The organism is Paraclostridium sordellii, from assembly GCF_000953675.1.
Taxonomy (GTDB): Bacteria; Bacillota; Clostridia; order Peptostreptococcales; family Peptostreptococcaceae; genus Paraclostridium; species Paraclostridium sordellii.
The window spans coordinates 2,765,207-2,789,109 of the sequence record NZ_LN679998.1 but is presented as its reverse complement, the minus strand read 5'-3'; the positions used below and the strand labels follow the sequence as shown (position 1 = coordinate 2,789,109).

Here is a 23,903-nt window from a genome sequence, read left to right as displayed (position 1 = left end):
AAATTAGGGGGATGAGTATGATAAATTACCTAATTATAATTATTATTTCATATTGTGTCGGAAGCATATCAACATCGTATATAATTGCTAAACGAATGATGGGTGTAGACATTAGAACACAAGGATCTGGTAATGCCGGGTCGACCAATGTATTAAGAACTTTAGGAAAGAAAGCAGGAGCACTAACTTTTCTAGGAGATTTATTAAAAGGTGTTATAGCTGTATTAATAGCAAAATTAATAGCTTATATAGCTCATATGGATATGACAAATGCTGCTTATATAGCTGTTGTATTTGTTGTAATCGGACATAACTGGCCTGTATTCCTAGGATTTAGAGGTGGAAAAGGGGTTGCAACGTCTTTAGGAGCTATGATTGCGGTTAATCCTATAATAGCACTAAGCTGTTTTGCATTCTTTATATTAATTGTATATGTTACTAAGTATGTTTCATTAGGTTCGGTACTTAGTATATGTACTTCTCCTATAATAATGCTTTTTTTAGGAAACTACAAAGGTTTAGCAGTTACTTTATTTTTATCTATATCAGTAATATATAAACATAAAGAAAACATAAAAAGGCTTATTCAGGGAACAGAAAGAAAGATAGGCGAGAAAAAATAATACTTTAACTGTATTTAGGTGGTGTTTTTTATGGAAAAAATTTGTGTATTAGGAGCTGGAAGTTGGGGAACTGCACTAGCTCTTGTAGTAGCAAAAAAAGGGTACGACGTTTCAATGTGGACTTTAAATGAAAAACAGTGTGAAGCTATAAAAGAAACTAGAGAAAATAAAGATTATCTTCCTGGTGTAAATATACCGGAAAATATAAAAATGACTACTAGTTTAGAAGAAGCTGTTTTAAATAGTTCATTAATCGTATTGGCGGTTCCATCTCAGGCTATTAGAAGTATATGCAAACAAATAAAACCATTTGTTAATAAAAATCAAATTTTAGTTGATGTAGCAAAAGGTCTAGAAAAAGGAACTGGGCTTAGACTTTCTCAAGTTTGTGAACAAGAATTAGAAGAATGTAAATATGTAGTTTTATCTGGTCCATCGCATGCTGAAGAAGTATCAAGAGATATACCAACAACAGTTGTTGTAGCATCAGAAAACCTAGAAGATGCAGAAAAAGTACAAGATATTTTTATGACTTCAAAGTTTAGAGTTTATACTAATCCAGATATTATAGGAGTTGAACTTGGTGGAGCTTTAAAGAATATAATTGCATTTGGAGCAGGTATATGTGACGGATTAGGATATGGAGACAATGCAAAAGCAGCACTTATGACTAGAGGTATAAGGGAAATAAGCAGATTAGGTGTTGCATTAGGAGCTAAAACATCTACTTTTTCAGGATTATCTGGAATTGGAGATTTAATTGTAACATGTACTAGTATGCATAGTAGAAATAGAAGAGCGGGTATACTTATAGGACAAGGTAAAAGTTTAAAAGAAACACTAGAAGAAGTTAAAATGGTTGTTGAAGGAATTACAGCAACAGAAGTAGCTTATGAAGTTGCTAAAAGTTTAAATATAGAGATGCCTATTACAAATGCTATCTACTCTGTTTTATATAATGGAGCAGATACTAATAATGTTGTAGACGAGCTAATGATGAGAAATAAAACCCATGAAGTTGAAGAGGTTGTTATAGAAAAACTAGACATTTAGGTCTAGTTTTTTTTTCTTTTTGTAATATTAATGAAATTATTCAAATATACTTTATTAAGAATTTTTATGCAGGAGGGTTATAGATGAATAATATATATGAAGACATAGCAAAAAGAACTCAGGGGGATATCTATATAGGTGTAGTTGGGCCTGTAAGAACAGGAAAATCTACTTTCATTAGGAAATTTATGGAGTTATTAGTACTTCCCAATATTGAAAATGAGTTTAAAAGAGAAAGAACGCAAGATGAAATTCCTCAAAGTGGATCAGGAAAGACTATTATGACAGTAGAACCAAAATTTGTTCCGGCAGATGGAGTAGAAATAAAGATTAAAGACAATGTTTCAATGAAAGTTAGAATGGTAGATTGTGTTGGGTACATAGTTGATGGGGTTTTAGGACATGAAGAAGATGGGAAACAAAGGTTAGTTTCTACACCGTGGTCAAGTGAGGCTATGACTTTTGAAAAAGCAGCAGAAATGGGAACTAAAAAAGTTATAAGGGATCATTCTACAATAGGAATTGTAATAACGACTGATGGTAGTGTTACAGGTATAGAAAGAAATGGATACTCTATACCAGAAGAAAGGGTTATAAATGAATTAAATGATCTTAAAAAACCATTTGTTATAGTTTTAAATACATTAGATCCAAACTCAGAAGAAACATTAGAATTAAAAAGAGAAATGGAAGAAAAATATGATAAGCCAGTAATACCACTAAATGTTTTGGCTATGGATGAGGATGATATAGAAGAAGTTATGGAAAATGTATTATATGATTTTCCTGTGAATGAAATAAATATAAACTTCCCTAAATGGATAGAAGGTCTAGAGAAAAATCACTGGATAAAAAATAATATAATAGAATCTATAAAACAAAGTATAAATGATGTAGGAGTTATAAGAGATGTAAATAATATAATAGCAGGATTTGAAGAACTAGACTTTTTAGAAGAAACTCAAGTTGATAATGTTGAGTTAGGTGAAGGTGTAATAAGTATAAATTTAGGAACTAAAAAAGATTTATTTTATAATGTTCTTGAAGAGAAAAGTGGATTTAAAATAGATGGAGAATATGAATTATTAAATCTAGTTACTAGACTATCGAGAGTTAGTAGTGAGTATGAAAAAGTTGAGCAAGCATTAATAGATGTAAGAGAAAAAGGTTATGGACTTGTTGCTCCTACTATAGATGAGCTTACATTAGATGTACCAGAAATAGTAAAACAAGGTAAGCAATATGGAGTTAGATTAAGAGCAAAAGCTGGATCAATTCATATGATTAAAGCTGACATATCAACAGAAATATCTCCGGGGGTAGGAACTGAGCAACAAGGAAAGGAAATGCTAGAGAGTCTACTTAAAGGATTTGAAGAAAATCCTAATGAAATATGGGAATATAATTTATTTGGTAAATCATTGCATGATCTAGTAAAGGATCAATTACAAAGTAAGTTATACATGATGCCAGAAGATGTTAGAACAAAAATACAAAAAACTCTACAAAAAATAATAAATGATGGATGCTCAAATATAATTACTATAATTTTATAAATTAAAAGAGTACATACAAATTTGTATGTACTCTTTTAATTTATAAAAAAGTATTTTAAAGGAGTTGCATTTAAACTGAAGAAATAGATATATAGGAATTGGTAGAGGGGGATAAATATTGAAAAAAATAAGGTTGAAATATAATAGAATTATTTTATTATTTATATTTATTTATATAGTTTCAAATGTGGTAATTTTGCTAGGAAAAACCACTACTAAAACTCTTACTTTAAAAAATGAAATGGTAGAGGAAAGTTTTAATAAAAAAGGGTTAATAATTAGAGATGAGTATGTAATCAATTCTAACTTTGATGGCAAAGTAGAGTACTATTTAAAAGATGGTGATAGAGTTAAGAAAAAAGAAGATATAGCTTGTGTATATAGTAATAATATTAGCAATGATGATTTAAAGAATTTAAAAAACATCAAAAACGATATATCTAGTATAGAGAATGGTGATACTGCGTTTATAAAAAAAGATATTGAGAATATAAACAAAGAAATAAGTTTACTATCTCAAAAACTACAAATAGAGTTGTTAAATGAAAATATAGATGTATATGGTCAAATAGAAAAAATTAATAAACTAATAGATGATAAAAATCTTTTAATAAATAGTGATTTAAATGATAAGTCATTAAAAAACAAACAGGTTCAAGAAAAAGAAGTTACTAATTTAATTGATAAAAACACAGAAGTATTTAAGTCTAAAAATTCAGGTGTAGTTTCTTATCAATTTGATGGGAATGAAGAAAAGTTTAACTTTGATAATCTTAATCAAATAAAAATAAAAGATATTGAGGGGACAAAAAATAACTATAAAGATATAAGTAAAGAAAAGAAGTTAGATAAAGGGGAACCAATAGCACGAATAATAAATAATTTAAAACAATTTGTAGCAATTAGTTGTAATGAAGAAGAAATTAAAAAAATTAAAATCGGTCAAAAAATTATTTTAAGTAGCGACATTGAAAAAATAAATAGCAAAGTATATGATATATATAAAGAGGGAAAACAATATATAGTTATACTTGAGATAAGTGAACAAAATGTTGAAATTTACGATACAAGAATAAAAGAATTTGATATAATATATAAGTCAATAGAAGGTTTAAAAGTTCCTAAAACAGCTGTTGTTAATTTAGATGGAAAAAAAGGTGTATATATAGTATCTGAGACTGGAGATGCAAAATTTGTAGAACTTAAAGGAACTTTATATGAAAGTGAAGAATATATAGTTATAGACCATTATAAAAATGATATAAATGGAGTAAATACTATAAAAATTTATGATGAAATAATATTAAATCCCAAATTAAAAAAAGGATTTATAAAAGCAGGTGATTAAATGGATAATATTAAATGTAATATGATCGATATAAAAAATAAAATTGATAAAGCTTGTGAATTATCAAATAGGAATAAAGAAGAGGTTACCTTAATAGCTGTAAGCAAAACTGTAGATGTAGATGCTATTAAAGAGGCTATAAATTCTGGAGCCACAGATTTTGGCGAAAATAAACCTCAAGAACTAGCAAGAAAATTTGAAACAATAGGTGATGATGTTAATTGGCACCTTATTGGAAGTTTACAAACTAATAAAGTAAAATATATAATTGATAAGGTTTATATGATACACTCAATAGATAGATTATCTCTTTGTGATGAAATTCAGAAAAGAGCTGAGAAAATAGGAAAAACAATAAATTGTTTAATTCAAGTTAATATATCAAAAGAAGAAAGTAAACACGGAATACTTGAAGAAGATGCAATTGATTTTGTAAAAACTATAGCAAAAAATTATCCAAATATAAGAATAAAAGGACTTATGACAATGGCTCCAAATACAGATGATAAAGAGTTAGTAAGATCTGTATTTAAAGGGCTTAAAGATTTAGCTATAAAAATAGATAAAGAAAATATAGAAAATATATCTATGGATGAATTATCTATGGGTATGAGTAATGATTTTGAGATAGCCGTTGAAGAAGGAGCTACATTTGTAAGGGTAGGAACTTCTATATTTGGACAAAGAAATTATAACAAATAAAATAAAATAAAATGTAATGGAGGAGATTAATAATGGGCAATGGATTCATAGGTAAAATAAAAGATTGGATGACTGATGAAGTAGAAGATGATTTCATGGATGAAGAGTTAGAAGAAATGGAAGAAGAAGTAGAAATAGACGAAGAGTTAAGTAGTAATGTAGGGGCTATAGCTCAACCTAAAAGCAATAAAATAGTTAATATACATACAGCAGGTCAAATGAAGGTAGTTATAGTAGAGCCTAAAAAATATGAAGAAGTTACGTCTATAGCAGACCAATTAAAGCAAAGAAGAGCTGTTATAGTTAATTTAGAAAATTTAGATGATGCAGTTACACGTAAATCTATATTTGATTTTATGAATGGAGCTGTATATGTTTTAGATGGAAGTATACAAAAAGTTTCTAAAGCTATATTTATACTAGCTCCAAATAATGTGGATATTGATGCAAACATGAAAAAAGAATTAGAAAGTAAAGCATTTTTCCCATGGCAAAATAAATAAAAAGGAGTAGTAGTATTATGATAAAATACTCTGTACTTGTTTTAACTGACATAATTCAATATGCAATAATAATAAGAGCAATTATGAGTTGGATTCCAGGGGCGATTGATTCCAAAGCATATGATGTAATTGGAATGTTAACGGAGCCTATAGAAGGACCTATAAGAAATTTAATGAATAGATATTTTGAAGGACCTATTGATTTTTCTCCAATAATTGCTATATTTGCAATACAATTTATAAGAATGATTATAGGTTACATATTTTAGTAGCATATACAGGATTATAAAATGGACAAAATTACACTTACAAATTATATAAAAGACATTGATCTTAAGAATAAGATGTATAAGGTTATAGACAAAGCATACTCATCTATAAAAAATTATGATGTTCGATACACTGATTTTTTAAATCCATACGAAATAAAAAATGCTATATCTATATTAAATAGCTTTGATGATATAAAGTATACTGTTGATGGAGGAATAGATGAGGCTGAAAGAAGTTTAATATGTATATACCCTTATTATATGGAATATGAGGACATAGAATCGCCGGTTAAAGCATTGCAAATTGAGGGGAATTTTAAATTTAAAGAAATAAAACATAAAGACTATTTAGGCGCACTACTCAATTTAGGTATAAAAAGAGAAAAAATTGGAGATATAAATATACATGATAACTTTTGCCAAGTTATAGTAAATAAAGATATATCTGATTTTATAACTATAAATTTAAATAAAGTTTCAAGAAATAATGTAGAAGTTAAAGAAATACAATTAAGTGAGATAATAAAATCACAGCCTAAGTTCAAAGAAGTTTCTGGAACTATTTCATCAGAAAGATTAGATTGTGTAATTAGTTCAATATACAATATCTCTAGACAGGAGAGTTTAAAGTTTATAAATGCTGAAAAGGTATTTGTAGATTATGAAAAAATAGATTCTCCATCTAAGATAATTAAAAAAGATTCACTTATATCTGTAAGAGGTAAAGGTAGAACTATAATAACCGATATAGGAGATATAACTAAAAAAGGAAAAATAAAGGTTAAAGCGAAAATAATATTATAGGAGGGGAATATATGTTAACTCCAGTAGAAATTGAAAATAAAGAGTTTAAAAAAGGAATACGTGGATACAGAGAAGATGAAGTTGACGAATTCCTAGATATAGTTAAAGAAGACTTTGAGAATTTATACAGAGAAAATGCAGATTTAAAAGAAAAAATAAGAATGTATAATGATCAAATTAATAAATATGAAAATATAGAGGAAACTTTAAAGGCTACACTTATAACAGCTCAAACTGCAGCAGAAGATACTTGTAGTGCAGCTCATAAAAAAGCAAAAATAATAGTTGAAGAAGCTGAACTTAGATCTAGACAAATAATTGAACAAGCTAATAATAGAGTTATAGAAATAAGAAAAGAGTATGATTCTATCGTTAAGGAATTTAAAATATTTAGAAATAAGTTTAAATCATTATTAGAAGATGAAATAAGAAGTGTTGATGATATATTCTCTGATATTGATGAAAAAAGTGTAGAGAAAATAGATGAATTACAAAAAGAGTTATCAGATGCTTTAGAATAAAAAAATATTGACTATTTTGATAAAGTATTATAAAATTTCATACATATACAATAATATATTAATAATTAAAAGCTATGATGGAGAGAGTAGTCTTTAGATAATTTCACAGAGAGTTGGGAAAGGCTGAGAACCAATAAATTTATAAAGGTGAAGATCACTCCTAAGCTGCAGGCTGAACGATAAAACTATTAAGCTGTGCCGGTTAAAAACCGTTATATTGAAAGAGTGTTACATATGTAATGTATTATTTGCATATGTAAAATTAGGGTGGTAACGCGAGTAATAACTCGTCCCTTTTCGGGGCGGGTTTTTTTATGTAAAAATTTAAAATAAAAAAGGAAGGTGGATTAGAATGACTAAATTTAAGTCTCTAGTGGATTCTTCTGTAAAAGAAGCTGAAGCTGAAGTATCAAAGTACTGGGATGACATAAATATATTAGAGAGAACTTTAGAAAAAGGAAAAAATGATCCAAGTTTTGTATTCTACGAAGGACCTCCTACAGCAAATGGAAATCCTGGAATACATCACGTTATAGCTAGAACACTTAAGGATTCTGTTTGTAGATATAAAACTATGAATGGATACCAAGTAAAAAGAAAAGCTGGTTGGGATACACACGGATTACCAGTTGAAATACAAGTTGAAAAAGAATTAGGTTTATCTGATAAGCAACAAATAGAAGCTTATGGAATAGATAAATTTAATAAGAAATGTAGAGAGTCAGTTTTTACATTTGAAAAGCAATGGAGAGATATGACTGAAAGAATGGCTTATGAAATAGATTTAGATAATCCATATATAACTCTAGACAACAATTATATAGAATCTGTATGGTGGATATTAAATAAGTTTAATAAAGAAGGATTTGTATATGAAGGTCATAAGATACTTCCATATTGTCCAAGATGTGGAACAGGTCTTGCATCTCATGAAGTTGCACAAGGATACAAAGAAATAAAGAACAATACAGTAATAGCTAAGTTCAAGAGAAAAGATGCTGATGAATATTTCCTAGCATGGACAACAACACCTTGGACACTACCATCAAACGTAGCATTAACTGTAGGACCTGAAATAGACTATATAAAAGTTAAACAAAATGATGAAGTTTACTATGTAGCTAAAGCTTTAGCTAATAAAGTTTTAGGAGAAGACTACGAAGTTATAGAAGAATTAAAAGGTAAAGACTTAGAGTATATTGAATACGAGCAATTAATGCCATTTGTTGAAGCTGATAAAAAAGCATTCTTTATAACATGTGGTGACTATGTAACAACTGAAGATGGTACAGGAATAGTTCATACTGCACCTGCCTTTGGTGAAGATGACTACAACTTAGGTAGAAAGTATGATCTTCCAGTATTACAACCAGTTTCAGAAGCAGGTAAATTTACAACTACTCCATGGGAAGGTAAATTTGTAATGGAAGATGGAGTAGACGTTGAGATAATAAAATGGTTACACGGAGAGAATAAATTATTCGGTAAAGAAAAAGTAGCTCATAACTATCCACACTGCTGGAGATGTCAAACTCCACTTTTATACTATGCTAAGCCAAGCTGGTATATAGAAATGACAAAGTTAAAAGATCAATTAATAGCTAATAATAAAACTGTTGAATGGTATCCAAACTTTGTTGGAGAAGGAAGATTTGGCAACTGGTTAGAAAACTTAAATGACTGGGCTATATCTAGAAGTAGATATTGGGGAACTCCACTTAATATATGGAAATGTGAATGTGGACATAAAGAATCTGTTGGATCTAGAAAAGAATTAGCTGAAAAAGCTATAGAAAATATAGATCCAGAAACTATAGAATTACACAGACCATACGTTGATGATATACACTTTAAGTGTGAAAAGTGTGGTGGAACTATGACAAGAGTAACAGACGTTATAGATTGTTGGTTTGATAGTGGATCAATGCCATTTGCACAACATCACTACCCATTTGAAAATAAGGAAAACTTTGATGAGTTATTCCCAGCAGATTTCATCTGTGAAGGAATAGACCAAACTAGAGGATGGTTCTATTCATTACTTGCTATATCTACTTTCGTTACAGGAAAAGCTCCATATAAGAGAGTGTTAGTTAACGACCTAGTATTAGATAAGGAAGGTAAGAAGATGAGTAAGTCAAGAGGAAACACAGTAAATCCTTTTGAATTATTTGATCAATATGGAGCAGATGCCCTAAGATGGTACTTATTATATGTATCACCACCATGGACTCCAACAAGATTTGATGTAGATGGATTAAAAGAAGTTCAAAGTAAGTTCTTAGGAACTATGAAAAATGTATACAATTTCTTTACACTATATGCAAATACTGATGAAATCAATCCTTCTGAATTCTTTGTTGAATACAAAGAAAGACCAGAACTTGATAGATGGATATTATCTAAGTTTAATAACTTAAAGAAAGAAGTTGAAGAAAACTTAGCAATATTTGAATTAAATAAAACTGTAAGAATGATACAAGAGTTTATAAATGAAGATTTATCAAACTGGTATATAAGACGTTCAAGAAGAAGATTCTGGGCTACAGAATTAACTGAAGATAAAAAATCAGTTTATAATACAACTTATGAAATATTAACAGAACTTTGTAAGTTAATAGCTCCATTTACACCATTTATAGCTGAAGAAATCTATAGAAACTTAACTAATGAAGAATCAGTTCATTTATCTACTTATCCAAAAGCTAATATGGATTTAATAGATAATGAATTAGAAGAGAAAATGGATTTAGTTAAAAACTTAGTTACATTAGGAAGAGCTTCAAGAGAAGCGACAAGAATAAAAGTTCGTCAACCAATACAAAAAGTTTTAGTAGATGGTAAATACGAAGAAACTATAAGTGATGTTGTAGACCTAATAAAAGAAGAGCTAAATGTTAAAGAGGTTGTATTTGCAAAAGATTTAGGAGAATACATGAACTTTACATTAAAGCCAAACTTTAAAGTATTAGGACCAATACTTGGAGCAAAAATGAAGTTCTTTGCAGGAGCTTTAAATAAACTTGATGCAAGTGAAGTTGTAGCTAAATTAGAAGCTGGAGAATCTATAGCTGTTGATATAGATGGAGAAGAATTTAACTTTAATAAAGATCATGTATTAATAAATATATCAGCTAAAGAAGGATTTAATGTTACTATGGAAAATAACTTATTTGTAATATTAGATACAACTTTAAATGAGACATTAATAAATGAAGGATATGCAAGAGAATTTATATCAAAAGTACAGCAATTAAGAAAATCTAATGATTTTGATGTATTAGATAATATAGTAATAGATTACTGTTCAGATGATGAAATAGCTAAAGCAATAAATGAATACTCTGATTATATAAAATCAGAAACATTAGCTTTAGAAATAAATAGAGTAGAAGATGAAAGTATAGAAAAACATAACTTAAATGACCATATGACTGGAATTAAGGTTATAAAAAAATAATGAATTTTAATAAAAATCCCTAGAATATTCTAGGGATTTTTTATTTTATGCAATTTATTAAATGAAATATTCAAATATATGGAAATAATATTGTATACAACTTAAAAAACAAAAGTATTTGATATAAAACTCCTAAAAAAAATATGTGAAAAAACTCGAAAAATATCGAAAATAATAAAAAATAAGAACTTTTCTAAAATTTATGAAAATGTTTGCCTGATATGTTAAAATGGAAAAGTATCAAAAAAAGACAACAGGGGAGGATTAATGAATGAATGCAACAAGTAAAAAGAAAACAAAAGTTCAAGCTTTTATGGATTTTATAGAAAAGCTTGGAAATAAATTGCCTCATCCAGTACTTATGTTTATGTATATAGCAGCATTTGTATTGGTACTGTCGGCAATTTTAGGTTCGTTTGGAGTGGTAGCGAAAACACCTTTAGGAGATTTCCCAATAAACAATTTATTAGGGCAAGAACCAATAGAAGTTTTAAAGGTTGGAGCTAATGGAACTACTGTAGCAGAGAGGTATTCCAATGGATTATCTTATGTAATTGGAACTGCAATATCTAATTTTATGAATATGTACGCTATAGGGACTATACTTATAATCATGCTAGCTATAGGTCTTATGGATCAAAGTGGATATTTATCTATGGCTATGAAAAGTATAGTTTCATCTACACCTTCTAAATTAGTAACACCAGTAGTTATATTTTTAGGAGTTATGTCTAATATGGCATCAGATGCAGGGTATGTTGTTTTAATACCTCTGGCAGCATTGATGTATTATACATTAGGAAGACACCCATTAGTCGGTCTGGCAGCAGGTTTTGCAGGGGTTTCAGGTGGATTTAGTGCAAATCTTTTTGTAAGCTCTACTGATGCTTTATTATTACCTTTTACTCAAGCAGCAGCAGAAACTGGAGATGCAATGGTAGGAAGTAGTTTAGCTGGAGGACTTTCAGTAACAAGTAACTGGTTTTTCATGATGGGATCAACTCTTGTAATTATAATATTAGGAACAATAGTAATTGATAAATTTGTAGAGCCAAGATTAGGGACTTATAATAAAAAAGAAGCTGATGTTGAAGCTGATCATGAAATAACTCAAAAAGAAAAAGACGCATATAAGTTTACAAATAAGATATTATTGTTAGTTATAGGACTTATAGTATTAGCGGCATTACCTATAGATACAGGCAATAAAATACCTTTAGCTGGAGATTTATCTACTAACGTTGGATTATGGGTAGTTAACTCAGATGGCACAGCTACTTTTAATATGGTAGATAGCTTCTTAGATTCGATATTCTTTAAAGGCGATATGGTAATCATGTTAATGTTTGTTATATTTGCTATAAGTGGATTAGTATATGGATTTAAGTCAGGTAAGTTTAAAAAGAGTGCAGATATAGTTCCTGCTATGTGTAAAGCAATGGCTGATATGGCTCCTATAATAGTTATATTATTCTTTGTTGCACAATTTATAAACTATTTTAATGACTCTCATTTAGGAGTATTAGTAGCATCTCTAGGGGCAGATTTAGTTTCATTAATTCCAGAAGGAAATATGTTTATGTCTATAGTACTAATGGTTGCATTTATATTCTTAACTGCATTCGTAAATTTATTTATGGGTGGAGCTTCATCAAAATGGGGACTTTTAGCACCTATATTTGTACCTATGCTAATGGTTGCAGGATTTTCACCAGCAGGAGTTCAGTTAATGTATCGTATAGGAGATTCATCTACTAACATAATATCTCCATTAATGAACTACTTAGGGGTTATAGTTGTATTTGGTCAAAAATATAAAAAAGATTTTGGTGTTGGAAATTTAATGAGTATGATGATGCCAATTTCTATGGCCTTTTTAATAGGTTGGACTATATTTGCTATAATATGGGCTTTAACAGGAATTCCAATAGGACCAGGAACTCAATTTTTCTTATAAAATATAGAAAGAGTAAAGAAAATTTTCTTTACTCTTTTTTATTTTTCAAATTAAGTGGTTGACTTTTTAATTATTAAAACATATTATATAAAATAAATAATTATAAAAATATAAAATCCTAAGAAGAGGAAGAGTAATTAAATTACTATTTAATACAGAGAGTTAAGGATGCTGAGAACTTAACAAAAATATATTTAATGAATGGGCCTTGGAGGAATTCGGTGAAAACTAAATAGTAGCCGATATCGTGACTGCACGTTATAGCAGGAAAATTAAGTGATATGTACAAAAAATGTATATATAATTTAGGTGGTACCGCGGAAAAATTGTCCGTCCTATTTATTTAGGGCGGATTTTTTAATATAGAAAAACATAGGAGGAAATAAATTATGAATAAAATAGCAATAATAGGTGCAATGGATGAGGAAGTAGATATACTTAGAGATGTAATGGACATTGAAGAAACAATAGAAAAAGCTAGTTTAAAGTTTTATGTGGGAAAATTAGAAGGAAAAGAAGTTGTTTTAGTTAGATGTGGAATCGGTAAAGTAAATGCTGCATTATGTGCTCAAATTTTAATAAGTGAATTTAAAGTAGATGCAGTTGTTAATACGGGAGTTGCAGGAGCTTTAAATAATGAATTAGATGTATATGACATAGTTATTTCAACAGATGCTATACAACATGACTTTGATACAACTGTATTTGGAGATAAAAAGGGTATGATTCCAAGAATGGATAACTCTATATTTGTAGCAGATGAAAAATTAATAAATGCAGCTTATGAATCTTCTAAAAAGGAAATTAAGACTCATAAAGTTTTAAAAGGAAGAGTATTAAGTGGAGATATTTTTATAAGTAATAAAGAATTAAAAGATGAGCTAGTAAAAGAGTTTAATGGTTACTGTGGAGAAATGGAAGGAGCTGCTATAGCACATGTTTGCTATGTGAATCATACTCCATTTGTAGTAATAAGAGCTATGTCTGATAAAGCTGATGGAAGTGCTGATGTTACTTATGAAGAATTTGTAGGGCAAGCAGCTCATAACTCTAAAGATATAGTACTTAGAATGTTAAAAAATTTATAGGAGGCAATTATGAGTGATAAAAAGATAATATTTAGTGGAGCTCAACCATCTGGTAAGTTAACGTTAGGTAATTACTTAGGTGCTATAAAAAATTGGAATGAGCTACAAGATAATTTCAATTGCTATTATAGTGTAGTTGATTTACATGCAATAACAGTACCTCAAGAAGCAAAAAATTTAAGAGCAAATACTATGCAATTATTAGCTCAATATTTAGCTAGTGGACTAGATCCTGAGAAAAACACTATTTTCATTCAATCTCATGTAAGTGCACATACAGAACTTATGTGGATACTAAGCACTATGACTTATATGGGAGAATTAAGTAGAATGACTCAATTTAAGGATAAATCTCAAAAAAGTGAGGCAAACTTAAATGCAGGTTTATTTACGTACCCTGTTTTAATGGCAGCTGATATATTATTATATCAAACAGATTTAGTGCCGGTTGGAGAAGATCAAAAACAACATTTAGAACTAGCAAGAGATTTAGCAAATAGATTTAATAATAGATATAGTGAAACATTTAAAGTTCCAGAACCATATATACCAAAAGCTGGAGCAAGAGTTATGAGCTTACAAGAACCTACTAAAAAAATGAGTAAATCAGATGAAAATGAAAATGCATATATTTTACTAGTAGATGATGAAGATACCATAAGAAGAAAAATAAAAAGAAGTGTAACGGATTCTATAGGAATAGTTCAATATAATGATGAACAGCCAGGTATAAAAAATCTTTTAGATATATACTCTAAATTAGATAATAAATCTGTAGAAGAGATAGTTTCAATGTATGAAGGTAGAGGATATGGAGACTTTAAAAATGATGTATCTGAAGTTATAATAGAAACATTAAAACCATTAAGAGAAAAATATGAGTATTTATTAGCTAATAAAGATTATTTAGAAAATATTTATGCTCAAGGTGCTCAAAAAGCAGAATATCAAGCAAGAAAAACACTTAGAAAAGTATATAAGAAAGTAGGATTAATTGAGAAAAAATTCCTTTAAATCCAAATTTAAAAAGCCCTATTTATAGGGCTTTTTTGCATTTAAAATATAAAATTTAGCATACTAAAAACTGTAGAATATTTTTATATGAATTTAGGATGTGTAGAGTTTTGAAAAAATATAGAACTGGAAATAAAATGATAATTAAGGTTATTAACATGAAGGATATTGATAAAAAAATACATGGGGATGAAAATGATCCAGTTTATTTAAGAACTCTTAATGTTGTAAATAATAAACTAGATGATTTGATGTATATCATTGAGAGAAGTAGAATTAGAGAATTTATGATTTTAACAGATAGTAGACGGAGGATGTTTACTACAAATTTTATAGCAGGAATAGGAAAGGGCTTTGGACAGGCTATAGGTTTTAGTATTTTAACAGCTATATTTATATATTTTATATCTAAATGGGTTAATCTTCCTATAATAGGAGCTTATTTAGCAGAATTTTTAGATATAGTTGATAAATATAGAAGAAAATAAAGGAGGTTATTATGGACATAAATAAATACAAAAATAATTTGTTAAATGAAAAAAATAATATAATAAAACTGGTTTCCGAGATGGAGGATAATACTTTATTTGGAAACTCTGTGCAACATACTAGTGAAAAATTTACATCAGGTGAATTATCAAGTTATGATAATCATTTAGCAGATATGGGAACTGAAGTTTATATGCAAGAAATGCAAAATAGTTTAACTAATCATGAAAAATTCAAATTAAATGAAATAGATAATGCCTTATATAAAATGGAAAATGGAAGTTATGGAAAGTGTGAGAACTGCAATAAATGTATAGATGAAGAAAGATTAGAATTTATTCCTGAAACAAGATTATGTGCTAAATGTGCAAAAGAAGATGACAGACCAGTAAATAATATAGAAAGTGTTAGCGTAAAAGACAATTTTAGTGGGCCAAACTTATATACAAAGGTAGTAGAAGATTTAGTTAATATGAATAGAGACATGAGAGGTAATGACTTATAAAGAAAAGAGGGAAAATTATGAAAAAAGTACTAATATACGCTGTATCTGCATTTATGTTAGTGACTTTATTTTATAATATTGATATTTTTAACAAGTTTGAAATAGGAACTAAACAAAAAGCAATGATAAATAATAATATATCTAAAAAATATGGAGATATTATTATTAAAAAAGGGAATGAAAATAAAAAGATGATTGCTTTGACATTTGATGATGGTCCAGATGAAGATTTTACGCCTCAGATATTAGATATATTAAAAAAATACAATGCAAAAGCTACATTTTTTGTAGTAGGGCAAAAAGTAGTTTGGAATCCAGAAATTGTAAAGAGGGCATATGAAGAAGGCCATGAAATTGGGAATCATACTTTTACTCATATAAATATATGTAAAAGTTCTAATGAACAGATAAGAAAAGAAATAAGGGAAACTCAAGAAATAATAAAAAAAGAAATAGGAAAAGAACCTACATTATTTAGACCCCCATATAGAGCTATAAATGAAACATTATTTGATATGATAAAGTCAAATAATATGAAAGTTGTTTTATGGTCAGATTTAGACACTAAAGATTGGAGTAACCCTGGAGTATATAATATTGTAAAAACTATTGAAGAAAAAGCAGAAAATGGAACAATAATATTACTTCATGATTATAATAAAATCAGAAATAATAAATCACAAACTATACAAGCTTTAGAAAAAATAATACCAAAAATGCAAAGCTTAGGTTATGAGTTTGTAACTATACCTGAAATTACAAAATAAATAATTAATTAAAATAAGATAGAGAATTCTCTATCTTATTTTGATTTATAATCTATATTGCTCCTTGTAATATTAATCTATATAATAAAAGAATAGATTAATATTACAAGGAGGAAATTTTATTGTTATATATATTAATAATAATAGGACTTATAGCGATAGATCAAATATCTAAATATTTAGCTGTGAATTATTTAGCCAATATTGGAAGTATACCTATAATAAAAAATATATTTCATTTGACATATGTTGAAAATAGAGGAGCAGCTTTTGGAATGTTCCAAAATAATCAAATTATATTTATAGTAGTTGCTATTGCAGCTTGTGTTTTTGGTTTATATTATTTATATAAAAAAGATTTAAATATCTTAGGTAAGTCAGCAATAATTCTTATAATATCAGGAGCGTTAGGAAATTTAATAGATAGAATAAGATTGGGATTTGTAGTAGATTACTTTGATTTTAGAGTAATCTGGGATTATGTATTTAATGTAGCAGATGTTTTTGTAGTAGTTGGGACAATACTGCTATGTGTATATATTATATTTTTTGAAAATGACAAGTAGGTGAAGATATGGAAGAAAAAAGACAATTTTTAGTTATAGAAGAAGAGGAAGGCGATAGGCTAGATGTATACTTATCAGCTCAGTTAGGTGATATGTCTAGAAGTTATATACAAAAACTTATAAAAGAAAAAAAAGTTAGTGTTAATGGAAAGATAGAAAAAGCAAAATACTTAGTTAAAGAAGATGATGATGTAGTTATAGAAATACCTGAGCCAAAAGATTTAGAAGTAAAAGCTCAAGATATTCCTATAGATATAGTATATGAGGATAGTGATGTACTTATAGTAAATAAACCACAAGACATGGTTGTTCATCCTGCTCCAGGAAATTATGAAAATACATTGGTTAATGCAATTTTATACCATTGTAGAGATAATCTATCATCTATAAATGGAGTTATAAGACCAGGAATAGTTCATAGAATAGATAAAGACACTTCTGGACTTTTAATGATTGCTAAAAATAACAATGCACATAATAGTTTAGCAGAGCAGTTAAAAGATCACTCTATAACAAGAGAGTATGAATTTATATGCCATGGAGTAATAAAAGAAGATAAAATAACTGTGGATAAACCTATAGGTAGGAACCCTAAAGATAGACTAAAAATGGCTGTAGTAAAAGATGGTAAAAATGCAGTAACTCATTTTGAAGTTATAGAAAGGTTTAAAAATTATACACATGTTAAAGCAACTCTTGAAACAGGAAGAACACATCAGATAAGAGTTCATGCACTATCTTTAAATCATCCTCTTTTAGGAGATCCTGTTTATGGTCCAAAGTCTAACAAATTTGGAATAAAAGGACAAGTTCTACATGCTAAAAAACTTGGATTTATTCACCCATCGACAAAAGAATATGTAGAATTTGATTCAGAATTACCAGATAATTTTAAAAATATAATTAGGAAAATTAAATAAAATTAGTTGAGAAAATATTACTACTATTATATAATGATATAAATGATATTTACCTTTAAGCGATTCAGAGAAATTGCAAGGCAAGAAAGTTTACACATGATTTTATGTGTTATACAGGCTAACTATAGCTTCTTGTCTTTGGCAAGAAGCTTTTTATTTACCTATTTTGAAGGAGGATTTTAATGAAAGAAAAGGCTCAATTAATGGATGAAAAAGCTATATCAAGAGCTATAACAAGAGTAAGTCATGAGATTATAGAGAGAAATAAAGGTATTGAAAATGTAGTTTTAGTAGGAATAAAAACTAGGGGAGTACCTATAGCAAATAGAATAGCAAAGAAAATTGAGAGTATAGAAGGTGTAGCTATAAACACAGGTCAAATAGATATAACTCTATACAGAGATGATTTAAAAGAAATTGATGTTGATCCAGTAATAAATGGTTCAAGTATTGACTTTGATATAAATAATAAAGTTGTGGTTCTAGTGGATGATGTATTATATACAGGTAGAACTGTAAGAGCTGCTTTAGACGCAATAATGGATGTAGGTAGACCTAATGCAATTCAATTAGCAGTATTAGTAGATAGAGGTCACAGAGAATTACCTATAAGAGCAGATTATGTTGGGAAGAATGTTCCAACATCAAGACATGAGATAATTTCGGTTATGTTAGATGAAATTGATAAACAAGATTCAGTAACTATAAACGAATAATAACATAAAATTATATAAGGTTAATGCCTTTTAAATCAGTACAGAGATGCTGAAAAAGGGAGAATTATTTCTCCCAAACTAAAAATAGGGAGGTTTTTTTATGAAAAAAACAATTTTATCATTACAACATTTATTAGCTATGTTTGGAGCTACAGTATTAGTTCCGATTTTAACAGGCTTTGATCCTTCGGTTGCAATATTTTGTGCAGGAATTGGTACATTAATATTCCATGCATGTACAAAAGGAGTTGTACCAGCGTTTTTAGGTTCAAGCTTTGCATTTATACCAGTTATATTAGCAGCTAAAGAAGCTCATAATGGAGACTTAGCATATGCTCAAGGGGGTATAATTATTGCAGGACTTATATACCTAGTAATGGCACTTATAATAAAAAAAGTTGGAGTAGCAAAAATAAAAAAATACTTCCCAGCTCAAGTTGTTGGAGCTATGATAGCTGTTATAGGTTTAAACTTAATACCTACAGCTATAGATATGGCATCAAACAATTTTATTGTAGCTATAATAACATTAGGATTGGCAGTGGCTATAAATGTATTTGGTAAAGGCTTTGCAAAACAGTTAAACATAATAATCGCAGTAGCTATAGGATATATAGTTTCACTAATATTAGGTAATGTAGATTTATCATTAATGAGTGGATCATCAATTTTACAAATACCACACTTTAGATTACCTAAGTTTAGCTTAGATGCAATAGTTTTAATAGCTCCTGTAGTTTTAGCAGTATTTATGGAGCATATAGGAGATATGACAACTAACGGAACAGTAGTTGGAAAGAATTTCATAGAAGAACCAGGACTTCACAGAACATTAATGGGAGATGCGTTTGCTACTATGGCAGCTGGATTTTTAGGAGGACCTGCAAATACAACTTATGGAGAAAATACAGCAGTACTTGCAATAACTAAAAACTATGACCCAACTATATTAAGAAGAACAGCAGTTTGCGCTATAGTACTTGCTTGTGTAAGTAAATTTGGAGGTTTTTTACAAAGTATACCTACAGAAGTTATGGGTGGAATAAGTATAATGCTATTTTCTATGATTTCTTATGTAGGATTGAAAACTATAAATGATAGTAAATGTATAAGCAATAAAAAGAATATAATAATAATAGCAACTATAATGATAATTGGACTAGGAACTACTTACTTAGGAAATAAAGGTATAGTAATAGGGATACCTATAACTAAGACAGTTACGATAACAGGACTTAGCTTAGCAGCTATAGTTGGAATTATATTAAATAGAGTTTTAAATAAAGATGAATTTAAAAATGAAGAGATTAAAGAAGAATCTTCAGTTCTTAATTCCCAACTTATATAAATTAAAAAACAGGGCTTAGCCCTGTTTTTTTAATTTTACAACCAATTCTTCTGATGGAGTTACATAAATTGTACTGTTAGTTTCATAAATCACCATACCTGGTTTAGCACCATTAGGCTTTTTTATATTTTTCTTTAATGTATAATCAACTGGAACCTGAGAAGACATTCTAGATTTACTAAAGAATGCAGCTAACATTGCCCCTTCTAAAAGAGTAGAATCTGGAACATCTTTCCCTTCTGATTTAATTATTACATGTGAACCAGGAATATTTTTTGTATGCATCCATATGTCTTCGTTGTTTGCTATTTTTAGAGTTAAAAGATCATTTTGTTTATTATTCTTACCTACTAAAATTGTAAAACCATCTGAAGATACAAATTCATTTGGTTTAGTACCTACGTTAGTTTTTTCTTTTTTTGACTTAACTTTGCCCTTCATATAGCCAAGTTTTTGAAGTTCCTCTTTTATATCATCTAATTCAACTAAATTATCACAATTATCTATACTCAAGAGTATATTTTCTAGGTAATTTATCTCTTCAAGACTTAATTTAACTTGAGCAGTAATTTCTTTTTTAGCATGTTTTAACTTATTATACTTTTTAAAGTACTTCTGAGCATTTTCAGAAGGAGTTAGATTTGGATTAAGATCTATTTTTATATTACTTAATTCAGGGTCATAGAAGTTTTGAACATCTACACTGGACATACCTTTTTCAATAATATAAATATAAGAAGTTATAAGTTCACCCTTAACCTTGTAAAACTCAGCGTTATCAGATTCCTTAAGTTCTATTTCTTGTTTTTTAAGCTTATTGTATAATCGATCTAATTTAATAGAAACACTTTTTTTGAAATCTGATGCCCTTTGATTAATTCTTTCCTTAATATCTTTATTAGCATAAAAACTTTCTACTATAAAAGACATACTATCGTCATAAACCATTTTTAGCTTATTAAATAATGTTAAATCAATACAACTAAAATCAATAAGTTTATCTATAGTAGGATCTATGGATAAGCAAGGACTATAGTTATTATCTTTTATATTATTCATTAGATTTGAAAAGTTAGAGTATATATTAAATACATTTTCACAACTTAATGATGATATAGGTGCAGAGTAATCAATATTAGATCTAAAGCATATTTCCTTTGCTATTGTAGGACTTATGCCTAAGAAGCTTGAGTATATACATTTTTGTATATTTCCATCAAAATTATTAACTATAGATTCAAATTCAGATATAGATATATGATCAAGTGGATTAAGTTTATCTTGAGATGGAGGTAATATATATTTAACCCCAGGTAATATTTGTCTTACTCTACTTATACTTGGAGGAATTCTTTTTATAGAATCTACTATTTTATCTTCCTCATGAGTTAATATTATATTACTGTGTCTTCCCATTATTTCTATTATTATATCTTTGGTAGTCTTTGACTTAAGTTCATCTAAAGACTCCACAGTTATTTTAATTATTCTTTCAAATCCAATTTGTGATACGCTTATTATATTTCCACTTTGAATGTATTTTCTAAGCAACATACAAAACATAGGTGCATTTATTGGATTTTCTTTTTTATAATTTCTAGAAATATAAATTCTAGGATTAGAAGCACTAGCACTAAGTACAAGCTTGAAATTTTCTTTGTTATTTCGTATATGTAAAACTATTTCATCATTTTCAGGTTGATATATTTTATCTATTTTACCACCAACTAATTTGTTGGAAAGTTCATTTGATATAGAATGAACAACTAAACCATCGAATGCCATAAAATCACTCCTTTCATAATTCATTGATAAGTAGATTATTACACATATACATAATAATGTGAATATAATATTTGCAATATAGTTTAAAATAATATATAGGTTATAGTTAATATAATTTCCTTTTATGAACAAAATATTGTATAATAAGCTAAGAATTCAAATTTATAGGGGGGATATAAATGAACTTCTGGAAATTACATGGAGTCGGAAATGATTTTATAGCAATCGATGGTAGATTTGATAATATAGATTCTAATGATTATTCAGATTTAGCTAAAAGAGTTTGCCATAGACATTTTGGAATTGGAGCAGATGGATTGTTAGTAGTTAAAAATTCAGATGTATGTGATGTCGAAATGGTATATTACAACTCAGATGGATCAAGAGCTAATATGTGTGGAAATGGTTTAAGATGTTTTTGTAAATTCGTATATGATAATAATATAGTAAACGAAAATGAGTTTACTGTATATACACTTGACGGAGTAAAGAAAATATCTTTAAATATATACAATGATAAGATTAATACCATAAGAGTAAATATGGGAAAAGCAAATTTCAATCCAAAAAACATTCCAGTAAACACTGATAAAGAAGTATTTATAAATGAAAAACTAGTAATAGATAATAAAGAATTTCTTGTGAGTTCTGTACTCATGGGGGTTCCACATACTATTGTATTTGTAGATGAAATAAATAAAAAAGATATATATAGTTATGGAGAACTAATAGAAAAAAATAAAGTTTTTCCTCAAAATACTAATGTTAACTTTGTAAAAATAGATGATAGAGACAATATAAAAGTATATACATGGGAAAGAGGATGTGGATATACTTTAGGATGTGGGACAGGAATGACTGCATCTGTAATAGTTGCTAATTATTTAGATAAGGTTGATAATATAGTCAATGTAAGTTCAGAAGGAGGAACAGTAAAGATAGAAATATTAGATGACGTATATATGATAGGAAATGCAGTTAAAATATGTGAAGGAACTTTGGAGGTATAGTAAATGGCTATAAGCATGACAGGCTTTGGAAGAGGCGAATATAAAAATGATAATTATCATTTTATAGTAGAATGCAGAACTATTAATCATAAGTATGTAGACATAAATGTACGACTACCAAGAAAAATATCATTCTTAGAGGATAAAATAAGAAATATAGTCAAAGATTATGTTAAAAGAGGAAGAGTAGATTTATATATAAAGCTTGACTTAATAGGTAGTGAAGATGTAAACTTAAAATTTGATGAGAAGTTAGCATCTCAATATGTAAATATATTAAATAACATAAAATCAACATTTGATTTAAATGATGATATAACTGTTATGAATATTGCTAAGTTTCCAGATATAATAAAATGTGAAGAAAAAGAAGAAGATGCAGATTTATTATGGGAAATGTTAAAATTAGCTTTAGAAGAGAGTCTTAAAAATCTAAAAGAGATGAGATGTGAAGAAGGTATAAAGCTTTCTAATGATATAGATACAAGATGTGATTTATTAAAAGATTATATTGAAGATATAGAGAAGTATTCATATAATGTTGTTAATGAATATAAAGAAAAATTAAATAGTAGAATAGCCGAAATACTAGAAAATCCAAGCCTTGTAGATGAAAATAGATTAGCGCAAGAAGTTGCTATATATGCAGACAAGTGTAGTATAACAGAAGAAATAGTAAGATTTAAAAGTCATATTACACAGTTGAAAAAGGCAATACATAAAGATGAGTCTATAGGTAGAAAGATAGACTTTTTAATACAGGAGATGAATAGAGAGACTAATACTATAGGATCTAAGTCATCAGATTTAAATATAACTAACTTAGTAGTAGAAATCAAAAGTGAGTTAGAGAAAATAAGAGAACAAATACAAAATATAGAATAGGAGAGATGTTT

Annotated in this window: 23 protein-coding genes and 2 other annotated features; of the genes, 22 read left to right on the top strand and 1 reads right to left on the bottom strand. The window is 28.3% G+C overall.

All coding sequences use genetic code 11. The features are described 5' to 3' along the window. The first annotated feature begins 11 nt into the window (after positions 1–11). The 20 genes from plsY to ATCC9714_RS13435 all read left to right on the top strand — a co-directional run bounded on the left by plsY (position 12) and on the right by ATCC9714_RS13435 (position 20,212). The gene (plsY, locus tag ATCC9714_RS13530) at positions 12–623 is read left to right on the top strand and encodes a glycerol-3-phosphate 1-O-acyltransferase PlsY (RefSeq protein WP_172975159.1); all 612 of its coding nucleotides are present in this window, start codon (positions 12–14) and stop codon (positions 621–623) included. A 30-nt stretch (positions 624–653) separates the two neighbouring features. Next, positions 654–1,676, top strand: coding sequence for an NAD(P)H-dependent glycerol-3-phosphate dehydrogenase (locus ATCC9714_RS13525; protein ID WP_054630708.1), 1,023 nt, complete (start codon positions 654–656; stop codon positions 1,674–1,676). An 83-nt stretch (positions 1,677–1,759) separates the two neighbouring features. Continuing rightward, positions 1,760–3,232, top strand: a complete 1,473-nt coding sequence (spoIVA, locus tag ATCC9714_RS13520; protein ID WP_057545430.1) for a stage IV sporulation protein A — start codon at positions 1,760–1,762, stop codon at positions 3,230–3,232. 118 nt (positions 3,233–3,350) lie between these two features. Then, positions 3,351–4,580 carry an HlyD family efflux transporter periplasmic adaptor subunit gene (locus tag ATCC9714_RS13515; RefSeq protein ID WP_021129232.1) on the top strand — a complete coding sequence of 410 codons (1,230 nt, stop codon included), beginning with the start codon at positions 3,351–3,353 and terminating at the stop codon, positions 4,578–4,580. Then, the gene (locus ATCC9714_RS13510) at positions 4,581–5,282 is read left to right on the top strand and encodes a YggS family pyridoxal phosphate-dependent enzyme (protein ID WP_021122996.1); all 702 of its coding nucleotides are present in this window, start codon (positions 4,581–4,583) and stop codon (positions 5,280–5,282) included. It begins immediately after the preceding gene. Positions 5,283–5,314: 32 nt separating this feature from the next. Continuing rightward, positions 5,315–5,785: a cell division protein SepF gene (locus ATCC9714_RS13505; protein WP_021129231.1), complete on the top strand. Its 471-nt coding sequence runs from the start codon at positions 5,315–5,317 to the stop codon at positions 5,783–5,785. A 17-nt stretch (positions 5,786–5,802) separates the two neighbouring features. Further along, positions 5,803–6,054, top strand: a complete 252-nt coding sequence (locus ATCC9714_RS13500) for a YggT family protein (protein WP_021122994.1) — start codon at positions 5,803–5,805, stop codon at positions 6,052–6,054. A gap of 21 nt (positions 6,055–6,075) precedes the next feature. Next, positions 6,076–6,861: a YlmH family RNA-binding protein gene (locus ATCC9714_RS13495; RefSeq protein WP_057545431.1), complete on the top strand. Its 786-nt coding sequence runs from the start codon at positions 6,076–6,078 to the stop codon at positions 6,859–6,861. An 11-nt stretch (positions 6,862–6,872) separates the two neighbouring features. Then, entirely contained in the window at positions 6,873–7,382 is a 510-nt protein-coding gene (locus ATCC9714_RS13490; protein WP_021122992.1) for a DivIVA domain-containing protein, read from the top strand. A 65-nt stretch (positions 7,383–7,447) separates the two neighbouring features. Then, positions 7,448–7,680, top strand: a binding site (T-box leader). A gap of 54 nt (positions 7,681–7,734) precedes the next feature. Continuing rightward, positions 7,735–10,842 (top strand): isoleucine--tRNA ligase, encoded by a 3,108-nt coding sequence (ileS, locus tag ATCC9714_RS13485; RefSeq protein WP_057545432.1) that lies wholly within the window; start codon positions 7,735–7,737, stop codon positions 10,840–10,842. 271 nt (positions 10,843–11,113) lie between these two features. Further along, entirely contained in the window at positions 11,114–12,799 is a 1,686-nt protein-coding gene (locus ATCC9714_RS13480; RefSeq protein WP_057545433.1) for an AbgT family transporter, read from the top strand. Between the two features lie 111 nt (positions 12,800–12,910). Continuing rightward, positions 12,911–13,140: a binding site (T-box leader), on the top strand. Between the two features lie 48 nt (positions 13,141–13,188). After that, on the top strand, positions 13,189–13,887 hold the full coding sequence (locus tag ATCC9714_RS13475; RefSeq protein ID WP_057545434.1) for a 5'-methylthioadenosine/adenosylhomocysteine nucleosidase: 699 nt from the start codon (positions 13,189–13,191) through the stop codon (positions 13,885–13,887). 9 nt (positions 13,888–13,896) lie between these two features. Next, a complete protein-coding gene (gene trpS, locus ATCC9714_RS13470) occupies positions 13,897–14,901 on the top strand; it encodes a tryptophan--tRNA ligase (RefSeq protein WP_055330369.1) in 1,005 nt (334 codons plus the stop codon). A 110-nt stretch (positions 14,902–15,011) separates the two neighbouring features. Then, positions 15,012–15,389 (top strand): DUF5665 domain-containing protein, encoded by a 378-nt coding sequence (locus tag ATCC9714_RS13465; RefSeq protein WP_021122980.1) that lies wholly within the window; start codon positions 15,012–15,014, stop codon positions 15,387–15,389. Between the two features lie 11 nt (positions 15,390–15,400). Further along, positions 15,401–15,895, top strand: a complete 495-nt coding sequence (locus ATCC9714_RS13460; protein WP_057545435.1) for a TraR/DksA C4-type zinc finger protein — start codon at positions 15,401–15,403, stop codon at positions 15,893–15,895. Between the two features lie 17 nt (positions 15,896–15,912). Next, a complete protein-coding gene (locus ATCC9714_RS13455) occupies positions 15,913–16,662 on the top strand; it encodes a polysaccharide deacetylase family protein (RefSeq protein WP_054630717.1) in 750 nt (249 codons plus the stop codon). 122 nt (positions 16,663–16,784) lie between these two features. Beyond that, positions 16,785–17,228, top strand: a complete 444-nt coding sequence (lspA, locus tag ATCC9714_RS13450; RefSeq protein ID WP_021122976.1) for a signal peptidase II — start codon at positions 16,785–16,787, stop codon at positions 17,226–17,228. A gap of 8 nt (positions 17,229–17,236) precedes the next feature. Continuing rightward, positions 17,237–18,148: an RluA family pseudouridine synthase gene (locus tag ATCC9714_RS13445; protein ID WP_057545436.1), complete on the top strand. Its 912-nt coding sequence runs from the start codon at positions 17,237–17,239 to the stop codon at positions 18,146–18,148. Positions 18,149–18,330: 182 nt separating this feature from the next. Further along, the gene (gene pyrR / locus ATCC9714_RS13440) at positions 18,331–18,864 is read left to right on the top strand and encodes a bifunctional pyr operon transcriptional regulator/uracil phosphoribosyltransferase PyrR (protein ID WP_021129221.1); all 534 of its coding nucleotides are present in this window, start codon (positions 18,331–18,333) and stop codon (positions 18,862–18,864) included. 100 nt (positions 18,865–18,964) lie between these two features. Then, a complete protein-coding gene (locus ATCC9714_RS13435) occupies positions 18,965–20,212 on the top strand; it encodes a uracil-xanthine permease family protein (protein ID WP_057545437.1) in 1,248 nt (415 codons plus the stop codon). A gap of 15 nt (positions 20,213–20,227) precedes the next feature. On the opposite strand, the gene ATCC9714_RS13430 is transcribed toward ATCC9714_RS13435, so the two are convergent. Next, a complete protein-coding gene (locus tag ATCC9714_RS13430) occupies positions 20,228–21,997 on the bottom strand; it encodes an Rqc2 family fibronectin-binding protein (protein WP_057545438.1) in 1,770 nt (589 codons plus the stop codon). A 179-nt stretch (positions 21,998–22,176) separates the two neighbouring features. On the opposite strand from ATCC9714_RS13430, the gene dapF reads away from it, so the two are divergent. Further along, the gene (dapF, locus tag ATCC9714_RS13425; RefSeq protein ID WP_054630722.1) at positions 22,177–23,007 is read left to right on the top strand and encodes a diaminopimelate epimerase; all 831 of its coding nucleotides are present in this window, start codon (positions 22,177–22,179) and stop codon (positions 23,005–23,007) included. A 3-nt stretch (positions 23,008–23,010) separates the two neighbouring features. Continuing rightward, positions 23,011–23,892: a YicC/YloC family endoribonuclease gene (locus ATCC9714_RS13420; protein WP_054630723.1), complete on the top strand. Its 882-nt coding sequence runs from the start codon at positions 23,011–23,013 to the stop codon at positions 23,890–23,892. Positions 23,893–23,903 lie beyond the last annotated feature (11 nt).